Source organism: Gordonia sp. JH63, from assembly GCF_009856645.1.
GTDB lineage: Bacteria > Actinomycetota > Actinomycetes > Mycobacteriales > Mycobacteriaceae > Gordonia > Gordonia hongkongensis.
In genome coordinates this window covers 1420505-1435658 of record NZ_CP047235.1, presented here as the reverse complement: position 1 = coordinate 1435658, position 15154 = coordinate 1420505, and the positions used below count along the sequence as shown (strand labels likewise).

The window sequence follows — 15154 nt, the reverse complement described above, 5'->3', positions numbered from 1 at the left end:
GATCAGATCTCGCCCTCGGTGAGCATGCGGTCGAGTGCGGCGTATCCCTCGTTCACGCCGACCTCCATGCCCGAGGCGAGCCAACCGTCGCGCGCTTCGAAGCTGTCGCACAGGGATTGGGCGTGGAGCCGCGTCGTGCCGTCGCCCAGATCCTCGAACCACAGGGTCTCCAGCGACACCGCATCGGGCATGCCGAGGAAGGTGAACGTCTGCACGATCTTGTCTTCGCCCACGGTGTGGAAGCACCCGCGGAATCCGAACTCCTGCCCCTCGTGGGTGGAGACATAGCTCCAGCTGCCGCCGTCGCGGACATCCCACTCGATGACCCGGCTGCTGATCGCGTCCGGCCCGACCCACCGGACGAAGAGTTCGGGGTCGGTGTGGGCCTTCATCAGCTGGGCGGGAGTTCCGCGGAAGTCGCGGGTGATCCGGATGAGGGGGACCTCTTTGTCGGCCTCGATGGCGGCCTCGGGATAGCGGGTCTGCGTTGCGGTCATGACACCTTTCCTTCCTTGTGGAGTGGTTGTTCGACCTCGGGGTCCGACACCGTCGGATGCTGGGCCTCGGGGCCGTCGTTCATCTCGGCGAGCAACGCGTCGAGGCGCTGGTAGCGCTCCTCCGCCCGCTTCCGGTACCGCTCGATCCATGTGGTCATGAGGTCGAACACCTCTGCTTCCAGATGGACCGGACGGGTTTGGGCCTCCCGGGTTCGGGTCACCAGGCCGGCGTCCTGCAGCACCTTCAGGTGCTTCGAGACGGCCTGGATACTGACGTCGTACGGTTCGGCGAGTTGGCTGACCGTCGCATCCGAGACCGCCAGCCGCGCAACCATGTCGCGCCGCGTCGGGTCCGCGAGTGCGGCGAACACCTTGGACAACTCGTCTGCCATCCGACCTCCTCAACCGTTTGGTTGAATACGATGGTGCGCCGGATCGTCGACCTTGTCAACCCCTCGGTTGAATAAGCTGGTCCCGGCTCGTGGACGACGCACTGAGCGGCATACGAGAACTCCCACCGCCGGCCGGGTGGCCGATGGTGGGAGTTCGGGATCGTCGGGAGGTTGCGGTCAGGCAGGTCCGATGGGCGCCTCGCCGCGCAGGGTGATCCGGTGCATCACCCGGCGGGCGTCGCCGTAGTCGCGGTTCGCGTAGTGCAGCGTGTTCCGGTTGTCCCAGAGGACGAGATCGCCGAGACGCCAACGGTGCCGGACGATGTGTTCGGGCTTGGTGAGGTGTGCGTAGAGCAGGTCGAGGATGCCGCGGCTCTCCGCCTCGGAGACGCCGTCGATGTGCGACGTGAAACCGGGATTGACGAACAACGACTTCCGGCCCGTCTCGGGATGGATGCGCACCACCGGGTGGGTGACCGGCACCAGCTCGGTGACCTCCTCACCGTCCCAGGTGTTGCCGCGGCCGTTGCGTCGTTGCTTGAGGTAGTAGCCGAATTCGCGGTTGCCGTCGTGTACCGCGCTGAGTCCGTCGATCATCCGCCGGACCGGTTCCGACAGCGACTGGTACGCGAGCTCGGCGTCCGCCCAGTTGGTGTCACCGCCGTTGCGCGGCAACACAACCGGACGCAGGATCGAGCCCATCGGCGGACGCGGCATGAAGGTGACATCGGTGTGCCACACGTCGGCGAAGCCGTTGTCGGCGCTGTCGAGCGAGTAGACCTCGCCGGGGACGTCGCCGCTGTTCCACACCGGATGCCCGAAGGTCAGGTCTCCCAGCCGGTTTCCAAACCGGATGTGCGCCTCGTCGTCGAGATGCTGATCGCGCAGGACGATGACCTTGTAATCGATCAGCGCCCGGCGCAACGCGGACACCTGGGCGTCGGTGGCGGATGCGACGTCGACGCCGCGGATCTCGGCACCGAAACTCGGGCCGAACTCGTCGATGTCGAATTCGACTCCGCCGGAGATGGTTCCGGCGTCAGGACGGTGCGTGGGGACGACGGGGTGAGAGGTGGTGGTCATGAGGATTGTTCTCCAGGTCGATGCAGGCGGGGGCCGGAGCGGGGTGCGCCGGCGGCGAACCGTGATGCGATCCGTCCGCCCAGTTCATCGAGTGGAGGGTGCCCTGGTGTGCGCTGATCGTGCCGAACGCGCCTCGCGTATTTCCGCTGGTTGAGCCGGCGAGGAGCGGAGCCGCCGGGCCGAGCAAGCGACGAAGGAGCGCGTCGAGGTCGACGAGCCGAGTCGAAGCCATTGCTGTGGCGGACGACGCTGGAAGGGAGGGCACCCCCACTTTCTAACCGGCCGCCGCGCCACCGGACAGGGTTGAGCCCACGCTGAGGAAAAGGCCGGCCGCTCATGCGACCGCGGCATCCGTCACCTCAGCATCTTTCACGGCGGCCTCCTTCACCGCGGCACCGATCTCGGCGCGCAGGGCGGCGTATTCGGGTGAACCGCGCAGTTCGTCGGGTTCGACGCCGGTGCGCGGCAACGTCGAGATGAGGTCCAGTGCGATCCGTCCCGGTCGCTTGGTGAGCACGATGATCCGACTCCCCAGGAACGCTGCCTCGTCGGCGCTGTGGGTGACGAAGACGTTGGTGCGTCCGCTGTCCGCGCTCACCGCCCGCACATCCTCCTGCAATCGTTCCCGAGTCAGGGCGTCCAGCGCCGCGAACGGCTCGTCGAGCAGCAACAACGGCGTATCGGCCGCCAGCGCACGGGCGATGGCCACCCGCTGCTGTTGCCCGCCGGAGATCTCCCAGATGCGCCGGCCGGCGGTGTCGTCCAGACCGACGCGTTCGAGGAGTTCGGCGCGGCGTGCCGCCCGTTCGGACTTGGGGACCTTCGCGTACTTCAGCGCGAGATCGACGTTGCCGCCCACCGTCTTCCACGGGAACAGGCGCGGTTGCTGGAAGACGACCCCGGAGGTCACCCCGGGCACCGGGGCGGCTCCAGACACCTCTACCCTCCCCGCCGTCGCGGGTTCGAACCCGGCGATGAGTCGCAGGAGGGTGGACTTGCCGCATCCGGAAGCACCCACCAGCACGAGGAACTCGCCCGGCGGGACGTCCAGGTCGACCGGGCCGACCGCGGTCACGGCGTCAGCACCTGTCCCGTACCTCTGGGACACGTTGTGCAGACGGATCGAGCCGCGGCGCCCCTCGGGTCGGTCCGGCGGACTACTGCTGTTCGAGGACACCCGGCAATCCCTCTGTGTAGATGGCCTCGCGGAAGGTCTCGATCGGCGGTGCGGCCGGGATCTGCTGCTGCTCGGCGAGGAACACCGCCGCGCTGTGCAGGTTCTCGGAGAGATTGCCCGGGTTGCCCTGGGTACCGAGCCACGTCGGACTGGTCAGCTCCGCGACGGTGAGGAAGGTGCCCTGCTTCAACTGGTTGGCCGCATCCTCCGGGGTCGTGCCCAGCTGCGCGGCGACGGCGTCGGCAGCGGCCTGCGGGTCGTCCTTGATGAGGGTGAGCGCGCGGGCCTGGACCTGCCGCCAGGTGTTCACGACCTCCGGGTTCGCCGTCGCGAACTCACTGGAGACCACACCGAGGTCGAGCGTGGGCTTGCCCGCGGTGGCCAACTGCCGGCTGGCGATGAGAGTCGTTCCGTCCTGGCGCAATTCGTCGAGCGTGGGCAACCAGGTGTAGACCGCGTCGCCGCGCTGCCAGGCCGCCAGCGAGGCCTGCGGCTGCAGATCGATCAGGTTCACGTCCTTCGGGTTCACGCCGGCCTGGTCCAGCGCGGCGAGCAGGCTGTAATGGGCGGTGGACGCGAACGCTGTCGCGACCCGCTTGCCCTTGAGATCGGCGACGGTCTCGATGCCGGTTCCGTTGCGCGCGACAAGGGCCTCGTTGTCGCCGGCGACGTCGAGCACGAAGGCCACCTGGTACGGGATGTTCAGCGGCGCGGACAGTCCGCGGGCCACCGGGCTGGACCCGATGGCGGTGAAGTCGACCTCTTTGGCGACGAACGCGGTGTTGATGTCGGCACCGGAGTCGAACTTGGTCCACTTGATGTTGTAGTCCGGCAGCGCTTCTTCGAACCACCCGTTGTTCTTGACGATCAGGTCGCCGCTCGGGAACGACTGGTAGGCAAGCCGGATCGTCGGCTTGCTGTCGTCCCCGGAGTTGTCGACCGAGCAACCGGCGAGCACCAACGCCACTGCGGCGATCATCCCGAGCACCGCGCCGAAGCGCGACCGGCGCACCCGGGACGAACCGGCCCCTTTGCGTGTGATTGTCATGTCTTTCAGGCCTTTCCGCGCCACGGCACCACTCGGTGCTCGATTGTTCGTAGGAGCCCGTCGATGATCAGTCCGGACAGACCGATGGCGATGATGCCGACCAGGACGACGGGGGTGTTGTTGTAGTTGCTGGCGTCCTTGACCACGCCACCGATTCCGGGAATGCCGTTGAAGAGCTCGGCAGCGACCACGGAGGAATACGCGATGCCGACCGAAAGCCGCACGCCGGTGAAGGTCTCGGGCAGCGCCGAGGGTACGACGACGTCGCGGATCACCTCGGATCGCGAGGCCCCGAGCGCGCGCGCCGCCTCGATGAGACTCACCGGCGCGGCACTGACGGCGGCGGTGGTCGCCACCGCCGCGGGCGGTAGCGCGGCCAATGCCAGCAGCGTGATCTTCGGCGCCTCGTCGATGCCGAGCCAGATGACCAACAGAAAGAAGTAGGCCAGCGGCGGTAGAGCGCGCAGGAACGTGAGCCACGGTTCTAGCAGGCGTCGGAACCACCCCACCGTTCCCATCGCCAGACCGAGCAGCACGCCGAGGATCACGCCGATCGCCACACCTGCGAAAACCCGGCGCAGCGTCATGTACAGGTGTTCCCACCAGTAATAGTCGGCATAGCCGCGGATTCCGTCGTGCGTCGTGGACATGTCGACGAAGGCCTGCCACACGGTGCCCAGGCGCGGCACGAAGGTCTCACTCCAGATCCCGCTGACGGCGACGACCTGCCACACGGCGGCGAACAGCACCACCGAGAGCAACGGGAGTCCCACCCGGGTCAACAGCGATCGCGCGCGAGACGAACCGCCGGGCGACGTGCGCTCCGCCCCACCACCCGCTTCGTCCGGGGTGATGTCCACAAACAAGGTCACCGTGCATGTCTAGACATCGCGAACCCCGGCGACCAGGGTTTTCCTCTCCGAGAGGAAAACTCCTGCCGGATGCATACGAATCCGGCGCGATGTGCTTGTGGCGTGGGGTTTCTCCGGTCGGGCACTGCTCGGTAGTCTCCCGCCCGCAGATGTAGTGTGTCGTTGCGCTGGGCGCAACGATGTGCGACATCTGCCGCGGGCACACCTACGACAACCGCCTGCTCATCACGCCGACGTCAGCTGACCGCGAGCCACGCCGCGAGCCCGAGCCCGCACACCCCGACCACGATCCGGAGCGGCCCGGGCGGCAGCCGTTTCACGACAGGCGGGCCGCACCACCCGCCGGCAAGACAGCCGACGGCCATGGCGAGCGCCGCCCACCAGTCGACGGGACCCCAGATCATGAAACCGATGGCAGCGATCGTGTTGGCGATGCCGAGGAACAACGACTTGGACAACGCTGCGCGCCACAATGGTTCGCTGGTCACCACGAGCATCAGCGCGAGGATCATGATGCCGGCGCCCGCCCCGAAGTACCCGCCGTACACCGAGATCAGCGTCAGGCCCAGGATGAACACCCAGGGACGCTCGACGTGCGAGGTGGCCCACCGCCGCAGAACCGGTTGCGCCAACAGGGCGATCGCGGCGATCGCCACCAGGAACGGCACAACGGCTTCGAACGCCTCGGCCGGCGTCGACAGCAACAGCACCGCCCCGACCGTGCCGCCGATGAGCGAGGCGATCGCGCCGATGATCAGCCGCCTGCGGTCACCGTCGAGGAGGGAGCGTCCCGACTGTGCGGTACTGCCCACCCCGACGGCGACCAGCGCGACCGTGTTCGTGACGTTGGCCGCGATCGGACTGAGTCCGACCGCGAGCAGTGCGGGATAGCTGACGATCGAGGCCAGCCCGGTGATGTAGCCGATCAGGCCGGCGCCGAAACCGGCGACGACCAGTAGAGCGAGCTCAGTGAGCGAAATGACGCGCCCCGGTGAGGTAGAGCGTCACGCCCGCCTCGTCGGCCGCCTCGATCACCTCGTTGTCGCGAATCGAACCGCCCGGCTGCGCAACGGCTTTCACCCCGGCCGACAGCAGTACCTGCAGTCCGTCCGGGAAGGGGAAGAACGCGTCCGACGCCCCGACGCTCCCCGCCGCCCGATCGCCGGCGCGTTGCACGGCCAGATGTGCGGAGTCGACACGATTGACCTGGCCCATCCCGACGCCGACCGACGCCCCGTCGGAGGCCAGAAGTATGGCGTTGGACTTGACCGATCGACATGCCCGCCAGGCGAATTCGAGGTCGGCGAGGGTCTGGTTGTCGGCCGGCGGGCCCGCCACGAGATTCCAGTTGGCCGGATTGTCACCGTCGGCGTCGAGGACGTCGCGCTGCTGCATCAGCAGTCCGCCCGACACCGGCTTCGTCTCGATCCCGGTTGCGGCCGGCGGGGTGGCCACCAGGACGCGGATGTTCTTCTTGCGGGTCAGCACCGAGAGCGCGCCGTCGGCGAAGCCGGGCGCGACGATGACCTCGGTGAAGATCTCGGCGACCTGCTCGGCCATCGCGACGGTGATCTCGCGATTCGCCGCGATCACGCCGCCGTAGGCACTGACCGGATCGCACGCGTGCGCCTTGCGATGCGCCTCCGCGATGTCGGCGCCGATCGCGATGCCACACGGGTTGGCGTGCTTGATGATCGCGACCGCCGGGGCATCGAAGTCGTAGGCGGCGCGCCACGCGGCGTCGGCGTCGGTGTAGTTGTTGTAGCTCATCTCCTTGCCGTGGAGCTGCTCGGCGGTCGCAACCCCGCCGGCCCCCGCGTTGCCGACATACAGTGCGGCCGGCTGGTGCGGGTTCTCGCCGTAACGCAGCACCGCGGAGCGGGTCCAGGTCGCACCGGCCCACGCCGGGAACTGCGACTCGTCCTCGGGCGCAACCACACTCGACATCCACGACGCCACCGCGACGTCATAGTCGGCGGTGTGCCGGAAAGCCTTGGCCGCGAGCTTCTTCCGGTCGACGAGCGAGAACCCGTCGGCCGCGAGGGCCTCGGTCACCAGCGAGTAGTCATCGGGATCGACCACGACAGCGACCGACGGGTGGTTCTTCGCGGCCCCACGCACCATCGACGGGCCGCCGATGTCGATCTGCTCGATGCACTCGTCCGGAGTCGCACCGGACGCCACCGTTTCGGTGAACGGATAGAGATTGACGACGACGAGATCGAATGCGGCGACGCCCAGTTCGTCGAGCTGAGCCACATGATCGGACTTACGGGTATCGGCGAGGATGCCCGCGTGCACCTTGGGGTGCAGGGTCTTGACGCGGCCGTCGAGGCACTCGGGGAAGCCCGTCAGCGTGGACACCTCCACGACCGGCACGCCCGCGCCGGCGATGGTCTTCGCGGTGGACCCGGTGGACACGATCTCCACTCCGGCAGCATGCAGTGCCGTCGCGAGATCGGCGAGACCGCTCTTGTCGTAGACACTCACCAGCGCGCGCCGAATCGGTCGGCGAGAGCTGTCAGAGCTGGGTGCGTTCACGGGATGCGGGCCTTTCGTCCATCGATGACTACTCCTCTGGTGACCAGTGCGGTCACCACGTCGGCGAGCAACACGCGCTCGACCGTCTTGATTCGCTCGTGCAGGGTGTCGGCGGTGTCGTCGTCGACGACGCCGACCACCTGTTGCGCCAGAATCGGGCCGGTGTCGACGCCCTCGTCGACCAGATGCACCGTCGCGCCGGTGACCTTGACGCCGTAGTCGAGCGCCTCGGCGACCCCGTGGGCGCCCGGGAACGCGGGCAGCAGCGCTGGATGACTGTTGACGACGCGCCCGCCGAACCGGCCGAGAAAGGCCGGGCCGAGGATCTTCATGAAACCGGCGGTCACCACCCATTCCGGGTCGATCGCGGCGACCTCGTCGGTGAGCGCACGATCCCACGTCGCACGGTCGGCGTGGTCGGCGACACGGCAGGTGATGAGCGGGATGTCGTGGTGCTGCGCGACCTCCTGCGCCCGGCACGCGCGGTCGACGACGATCGCCGCGACCCGGAACGGGGCATCCCGGTCACCGGCGCGCGCGATCAGCGACTCCAGCAGCGAACCGGTGCCCGACGCCATCACCACCAGCGGGGTGCGACCAGGTGCCGTCGGGGATGTCACGTCGTCGAGACTAATCGCCGCACGTTGGGCCGCCCGCGCCGGGTGGCGCCGCCGGGGCGCGCCCGGGAAGCGCGCTGTCAGCGTTGCCGCGAGGTCCCGTGCGAACCGGGATGGAGGTCGTGATCCACGTCGACGGCGAGGTCCGCCACGTCGAGATCATCGTCGTACACGCGGTTCTTCACCGGCGCGCGCCCGGATGCGGCGTCGAGATCGGAGTCCTCCGGGTCCGACTCGGCGACGTACTCCGCGTCGTCGTCCGCGAGGTCAGCGTCCCCGAAAACACCGTCGTCGAACTCGCCGTCGTCGTACTCCGCATCCTCGTACTCGCCGTCCTCGAATTCGTCGTCCTCGACCTCGGAGTACTCGGCGTACTCGGCGTACTCGTCGTCCTCGTCCAGATCGGTGACGATGACGTATTCGTCCTCGTAACCGAGGTCGAGTGGATCCTCGAAGTACTCATCGCCGACAGCGAGACGTGCCGCTCGGGTCGACGGCAGGAAGGCGTAGACGAGCACGATGAGCAGGCCGACGACCGCGATCCAAGCCAGCGTGAAGACCCCGGCCGCCGACACCGTCACGACGACCTCGCCGAACTCCCCCAGCGTTCCACCCGCCGAGACGGTGAGAACGGCGACCACCGAGGCCGCGACCGCCGCGGCGACACCCACCGAACGCACGTGGGCCATGGGATCGAGGTCGCGGCATCGCCAGCCGACGAACGCGGCGACCCCGGCCGGCACGAGCAGTCCGACGAATCCCCATGCCCCGGCACCCGGCCCGTCGGGAAGGACCGCGAGAACCGGGACGGGCGGGACGGCGTCACCGCGGACCGTGAACAGGTCGACGGTAGTCGCACCGATCTGGACGTCGGAACCCACGAGCACCGCCATCGCGGCGACCATCACGTTCGGGAGGTAGAGCATCGACAGCAGGGTGAGTCCCAGGAACCCGTCGAAGTCGTAACCGGTCTCGATCAGTTCACCGATCTGCCCGTGCCTCATCAACATGCGCAGACACACCAGCACGGCTCCGGTGACCAGTAGCAGCAGAGCCGCCACCAGCCCGTACCGGAAACCGCGACGATCGGCGTGGGTCACGCCCCCGCGGACGGCGAAGTCGCGTCGTCGGCTCCACACGACACCGGCGGTAGCCGCACCGCCGTGGACGCCGAGGGTGTAGAGGAACGCCAGCAGCGCGTTGGGCGTCTGCACCGGCAGGACCGACCCGCCATCCATGACGACCGCCAGGGACATCGCGGTGATGAGAACGGGACCGATCACCGCCGAGAACACGACGGCGCCGAGGTCGAACAGGTCGTGCCGATCGCGTTCGTTCGAGTTCGTGCCACCGGCCACAGCCCGGGCCGTCAGCCAGGCAGTGCCGGCAGCGACCGCGAGCGTCGGCAGCAGCGGCAGCACGCCTATGGTGACCCCGCTGATCGTGACCGGCACCTGGTGGATGGCCAGCCAGCCCGAGGCGATCGCACTCGGCAGTCCGGTCAGGCCGCTGCCGGCCAGCAGCAGCACCGAGAGCATCACGACGATGAGCGTCACCAGCGCGATCGCAGGAACGGTGAACGCGACAACCGCGAGCTGCCGGGCCGAGCCCTCGGCCGCCGTGCGCTGCGCACGACGGGATCGCCGCAGGTTACGCAGCTGCGACGCCAGATTGTCCGTGGTCGGGTCCGACTTGAGGGAGGGCATCGTCATGAGCCTGACACGGTCCCGGCCGAGGCCGTCGTAGACGCGCCGAGCGGGCTGCGAAAGGGAGTCAGCTCACCGTGTGGCTTCGACTCGGCTCGTCGCTGCGCTCCTCACCGGCTCAACCAGCGGGGGCCGGCTTGGCCGACGGCGAAACACAGAGCCCCGTCGACCGATGGTCGACGGGGCACTGTGGGGTTCTGTCAGTTGCCGCTGCCGGTGGGCGGTTCCGGCTTCTGGAAGACCGTGGTCGAGTGGTCTCCGGCCGGGGTGTCGGTGCCCGAGGGGCCAGCGGATCCACCGGGCGCGGCCGGGGATGCGCCCGAGGCGCCGGCCGCGTACTGGCCGGGTCGGTAGTCCCCGTAGCCCGACTCGCCGTGACCGGAGGCCGATGCCGACGATTCGCTCGCACCGCCGGAGTAACCGCTCTGACCGGCGGTCGACGCGCCCGACGACTGCGAGTAGGCCGACGGGTCGTAGTTCGCCGACGACTGCTGGCCGTATTGAGCCTGCGCGCTGCCGGTGCCGTAGGCGGTGGTCTGCGCGTCGCCGTAGCCACCGGTCTGCTGGTGAGCGCCGGTGTCGGACTGCGCGGCCGACGAGCCGGGGGCCACCGCTGCGGTTGCCGAGCCCACCGCGGGCGCCACCTTGATGACGCCGGCGTCGACGAGCAACCACACGACTGCGAGGACCGCGGACAGGAGGGTGAAGATCAGCAGCACGATCGCCCCGGCACCGTTGTCGTCGATGTTGAGGAACTGGAACAGCGTGATCAGGAACGAGGTGATCGCCAGCGACGCCACGATCGGCGCCGCAGGCACCTTGATGCCCGGGATCAGCGAGATGAGCGCCAGGATTCCGGCAACGCTGATCAGCGTGTACGGCGCGTTGTACTGGGTCTGGAACAGCTTGAGCGCGAAGTCATAGGTCTCGGCGGCGGACAGGAACCCGCTGAAGAGGACGATGAGGCCGAAGGCGCCGATCGCGGCGGCGAGGAGAACCGGGGTGATGGCCGGCAGTCCCTGACTCGGCGCCTTGGTCGGCTGCGGGGAGTATCCGTACTGACCGTAGCCCTGCTGGCCCTGCTGGTCCTGGCCGTATCCGGGTTGGCCGTACCCCTGCTGGCCATATCCCTGCGCGGGGCTCTGGCCGTAACCCGGCTGCCCCTGGCCGTAGGACTGTCCGCTCTGACCGTACCGCTGACCCCCGTACTGCTGACCCCCGTACTGCTGGGCCTGACCGTACTGGTCCGAGCCGGGCGCGGGGCTCGCCTGCGGACCCGTGTTGTGCGCGCCGGACTGGGGATATCCGGATTGATTGGCGTACTGGCCGTAGGACTGGCCGGACTCGGGCTGCTGCTGCCCGTAGCCGCCGGGTGGGTAGGTCATGACGATCTCCTGGTCGGGTCGGTCGGTCAGGATCAGCGGGTCGCGTCGAGGTGACGGCGTCCGGCCGTCGCCCCCCACGAGCGCAGAACTATCGACCACGCTAGTACACATACCCGCCGGGTCCGATGACCCTTGCACATCGGGGTCGCCCCGCCGGGCCAGAATCCCGCTCACCAGCGATGCGCGCGCCCTTGCTCGGCGTACCAGTTGATCAGCGCGTAGTCGTCGACCGCCTTGGGGTCGATGTTGACCTCGGAACGGCCCGCCAGAATCGCGGTGACCGGAACCTCGAGCTTCTTTCCGGTCCGGGTGTGCGGAATCCCGGGGGCCTCGATGACCTCGTCGGGCACATGGCGTTTGGAGAGGCGGTCGCGGACCGCGCCCGCGATCCGGCCGATCAGCGCGTCGTCGAGCGTCGCGCCGGGGACCAGGGTGACGAACAGCGGCATCCAATAGGCGCCGTCCGGTCCGTCGACACCGAGCACGAAGGCCTCGGCGATCTCGTCGAGCGCTTCGACGACCTCGTAGATGTCGGCCGATCCCATCCGGATCCCGTGGCGGTTCAACGTTGCGTCGCTGCGGCCGTGGATCACGAGCGACCCGCGTTCGGTCACCGTCACCCAGTCGCCGTGCCGCCAGACCGGCCTCTCCGGATTCGACGCACCGCCCTCCCATTCGTGGGCGAAATAAGCCGCGCGGTAGCGCGCACCGTCGGGATCGTCCCAGAAGCTCACGGGCATCGACGGCATCGGCGCGGTGACGACGAGTTCACCCACCTCCCCCACCAGCGGGCGGGCATCGGGCGACCAACTCTCCAGTGCCACACCGAGGTAGCGCACCGACAGCTCCCCCGGGACGACCGGTACACCGGTGGAGCCGCCGGCGAATGCGGACACGATGTCGGTGCCGCCGCTGATCGACGAGATGGGCAACCCGGACCCGACGTGGTCGTCGACCCAGGTGAAAAGATCTGCGGCGAGCGATGATCCGGTACTCCCGAGAGTGCGCAACCGACCGAGGTCGTGCCGGCGACCCGGTTCCAGACCCGCCTTCCGCGAGGCCTGCAGCTGACCGGGACTCGTGCCGAAGTAGGTGACGTGCTCGTCGTCGACGACCTGCCACAGGCGGTCGGCGTCCGGGTACAGGGGCGAGCCGCTGTAACAGACGATCCGCGAACCGCAGAGAAGTCCGGCGACCTGATAGTTCCACATCATCCAGCTGAGGGCCGTCTGCCAGAAGAACACGTCGTCTGCCGACAGATCGCCGTGCAGCGCACCGGCTTTCAGGTGCTCCAGCAGGACTCCCCCGTGTCCGTGCACGATGCCCTTGGGGCGTCCGGTGGTGCCAGAACTGAACAGCACCCAGAGCGGATGGTCGAAGGGCACCTTGACGGGGTGGAAATCGCCGGGGTCGCTGGTGACGGCATCGACATAGTCGAGGGCCGACGAGGACTCCGCGGTCGCGCCGATCGTGATGTGCGCGAACAGTTCCGGCAGTAGCCCGGCGAGCTCGGCGCTGTCGGCGCGCTTGTCGACGACCTTGCCGTTGTAGCGATATCCGGCGGCGGTGAACAGGACCTTGGGTGCGAGTTGGCCTAGTCGACCGGCTGCCCCCTGCGGGGCATAGTCCTGTCCACATCCGGTCCAGATCGCGCCCAGGGATGCGGTGGCCAGGAAGGCGATGACGGCCTCCGGGATGTCGGGGAGGTAGGCGGCCACCACGTCCCCCGACCCCACTCCGCGCGCACGCAGGGTCGCGGCCAGGCCCGCGACCTGCGCCGGCAGTTCCGCCCACGCGATCTCGGAACGGTCACCGGCCTCGTCGATGCCCACGATCGCGGCACCGGGCAGGGCGGCGTGCCGGAGGATCTGATCGACGTAGTTCAACCGCATCCCGGGGAACCAGACCGCACCGGGCATCCGGTCGTCGGCGAGCACCGCCTCGTCCCCGGGCCCGAGCGGTTCCGCGGCGAGGGCGTCGAGGTCGAAGAATTCCCAGACGGCACGCCAGAACCGGGCCGGATGTTCCACCGACCACGACCACAGATCGTCGTAATCGCCTGTGCCGGACCCGAATCGCTCGGCGACTAAGCGACCGAACCGGTCCATCTGGGTGCTCGTGACCCGCTCCGCAGTCCTCGACGTGGTCATCGCAACTGCTCGAGGATCGAGACCGCCTCGTCGCGCATCGCCACCTTGCGGACCTTCCCGGTGACGGTCATCGGGAACTCTTCGACCACATGGACGTACCGCGGGATCTTGTGTCGCGCGATCTTGCCGGTCGCGAACTCGCGCAGGTCGTCGGCGGTGAACTCGGTGGCGGTGTCGCGCAACCGCACCCAGGCCATCAGCTCCTCGCCGTATTTCACGTCGGGCACCCCGATCACCTGGGCGTCGAGGATGTCGGGATGGGTGTAGAGGAACTCCTCGATCTCGCGCGGGTAGATGTTCTCCCCGCCGCGGATCACCATGTCCTTGATGCGCCCGGTGATCCGGACATAACCGTTCTCGTCCATGTCGGCGAGGTCGCCGGTGTGCATCCAGCCGTCGGCGTCGATGGCCTCGGCCGTCTTCTCCGGGTCGTTCCAGTATCCGGTCATCACCGAATAACCGCGCGTACACAACTCGCCCGTCTCGCCGCGCGCCGAGGTCTCCCCGGTTCCGGGATCGACGACCTTGATCTCCAGGTGCGGGCCGACCCGCCCGACGGTGGTCACACGCAACTCGAGGGGATCGTCGACCCGCGTCTGCGTCGACACCGGCGACGTCTCGGTCATGCCGTAACAGATCGACACCTCACGCATGTGCATGCGGTCGACGACCTGCCGCATGACGTACTCGGGGCACGGCGACCCCGCCATGATGCCGGTACGCAGGCTCGACAGGTCGATGTCGAGCCCGTCGTCGAGCAGGCCGAGTTCGGCGATGAACATGGTGGGCACGCCGTAGAGGCTGGTGCAGCGGTACTCCGCGACCGCCTCGAGGGTGGCCCGCGGGTCGAAGGCCGGCGCCGGAATCACCATCGCGGCACCGTGACTCGTCGCCGCGAGGTTACCCATCACCATGCCGAAGCAGTGGTAGAAGGGCACGGGTAGGCAGATCCGGTCGTCGGCGGTGTAGTTCAGCAGTTCGCCGACGAGATACCCGTTGTTCCCGATGTTCCGATGTGACAGCGTCGCACCCTTCGGGAAACCCGTTGTGCCCGACGTGTACTGAATGTTGATCGGGTCGTCGGGTGAGAGCGACGCAGCGATCTCGTCGACGCGTGTGAGCTCGTCGGCGCTCGGCTCGACACACAGCGCATCCCAGCCGGGGGATTCGAACAGGACCACTTCGCGCAGCTCCGGGCACTGTGGCCGGGCCTGTTCGAGCATCGCCGAATAGGCCGAGTCCTTGAAGCTCTCGGCGGCCAGGACGACGCTCGTCCCGGACTGCTGCAGCACGTACTCGATCTCGTTCTGCCGGTACGCGGGATTGAGATTGACCAGCACGGCGCCGATCTCGGCCGCGGCGTACTGGGTCAACACCCATTCGAACCGGTTCGGCGACCACAGCCCGACGCGGTCGCCGACCGACACGCCGAGTCGTAGCAATCCGGCCGCGAGCGCGCGTACGTCACGGTGGAACTCGGTGTATCGCCATTCCCGCCGTGCGGCGGCGTCGATCAACGCGGTTCGCTCGCCGTGGTCCGCGACGGTTCGGGCCAGGGTGGCTCCGATGGTCTCGGTGAGCAGTGCCGGTGTCTCCTCACCGCGCGTGTGTGCAGGCTTCGGGTGAGCCTCGGTGCTCATGTTCTTGCTCCGGTCTGTTCTCGGGGGGTGGATGCCCGGATGGTCG

Annotated in this window: 13 protein-coding genes; all 13 read right to left on the bottom strand. The window is 68.2% G+C overall.

Features of this window, described 5'->3' with window-relative positions:
• Positions 1-2: 2 nt before the first annotated feature.
• Positions 3-497: an SRPBCC domain-containing protein gene (locus GR168_RS06495; protein WP_137808923.1), complete on the bottom strand. Its 495-nt coding sequence runs from the start codon at positions 495-497 to the stop codon at positions 3-5.
• Positions 494-889 (bottom strand): metalloregulator ArsR/SmtB family transcription factor, encoded by a 396-nt coding sequence (locus tag GR168_RS06490; RefSeq protein WP_065630232.1) that lies wholly within the window; start codon positions 887-889, stop codon positions 494-496. The genes GR168_RS06495 and GR168_RS06490 overlap by 4 nt, the downstream gene beginning before the upstream one ends.
• A gap of 177 nt (positions 890-1066) precedes the next feature.
• Complete coding sequence (locus tag GR168_RS06485) at positions 1067-1972, bottom strand: TauD/TfdA family dioxygenase (protein ID WP_137808924.1); 906 nt, start codon at positions 1970-1972, stop codon at positions 1067-1069.
• 334 nt (positions 1973-2306) lie between these two features.
• Positions 2307-3149 (bottom strand): ABC transporter ATP-binding protein, encoded by an 843-nt coding sequence (locus GR168_RS06480; RefSeq protein ID WP_137808925.1) that lies wholly within the window; start codon positions 3147-3149, stop codon positions 2307-2309.
• Positions 3130-4197, bottom strand: a complete 1068-nt coding sequence (locus GR168_RS06475; protein ID WP_137808926.1) for an ABC transporter substrate-binding protein — start codon at positions 4195-4197, stop codon at positions 3130-3132. The genes GR168_RS06480 and GR168_RS06475 overlap by 20 nt, the downstream gene beginning before the upstream one ends.
• Before the next feature lie 5 nt (positions 4198-4202).
• Positions 4203-5069 carry an ABC transporter permease gene (locus GR168_RS06470; protein ID WP_159370340.1) on the bottom strand — a complete coding sequence of 289 codons (867 nt, stop codon included), beginning with the start codon at positions 5067-5069 and terminating at the stop codon, positions 4203-4205.
• Between the two features lie 236 nt (positions 5070-5305).
• Positions 5306-6049, bottom strand: coding sequence for a sulfite exporter TauE/SafE family protein (locus tag GR168_RS06465; protein WP_083229517.1), 744 nt, complete (start codon positions 6047-6049; stop codon positions 5306-5308).
• A complete protein-coding gene (purH, locus tag GR168_RS06460; RefSeq protein WP_065630238.1) occupies positions 6036-7610 on the bottom strand; it encodes a bifunctional phosphoribosylaminoimidazolecarboxamide formyltransferase/IMP cyclohydrolase in 1575 nt (524 codons plus the stop codon). Before purH ends, GR168_RS06465 begins: the two co-directional genes overlap by 14 nt.
• The gene (gene purN, locus GR168_RS06455; protein ID WP_068972637.1) at positions 7607-8230 is read right to left on the bottom strand and encodes a phosphoribosylglycinamide formyltransferase; all 624 of its coding nucleotides are present in this window, start codon (positions 8228-8230) and stop codon (positions 7607-7609) included. The genes purH and purN overlap by 4 nt, the downstream gene beginning before the upstream one ends.
• A 77-nt stretch (positions 8231-8307) precedes the next feature.
• Entirely contained in the window at positions 8308-9933 is a 1626-nt protein-coding gene (locus GR168_RS06450) for a DUF6350 family protein (protein WP_203235901.1), read from the bottom strand.
• Positions 9934-10133: 200 nt separating this feature from the next.
• Entirely contained in the window at positions 10134-11318 is a 1185-nt protein-coding gene (locus GR168_RS06445) for a DUF5336 domain-containing protein (RefSeq protein ID WP_159371849.1), read from the bottom strand.
• A 170-nt stretch (positions 11319-11488) separates the two neighbouring features.
• Entirely contained in the window at positions 11489-13468 is a 1980-nt protein-coding gene (locus GR168_RS06440; RefSeq protein ID WP_159370338.1) for an acetoacetate--CoA ligase, read from the bottom strand.
• A complete protein-coding gene (locus tag GR168_RS06435; protein ID WP_159370337.1) occupies positions 13465-15108 on the bottom strand; it encodes an AMP-binding protein in 1644 nt (547 codons plus the stop codon). Before GR168_RS06435 ends, GR168_RS06440 begins: the two co-directional genes overlap by 4 nt.
• Positions 15109-15154 lie beyond the last annotated feature (46 nt).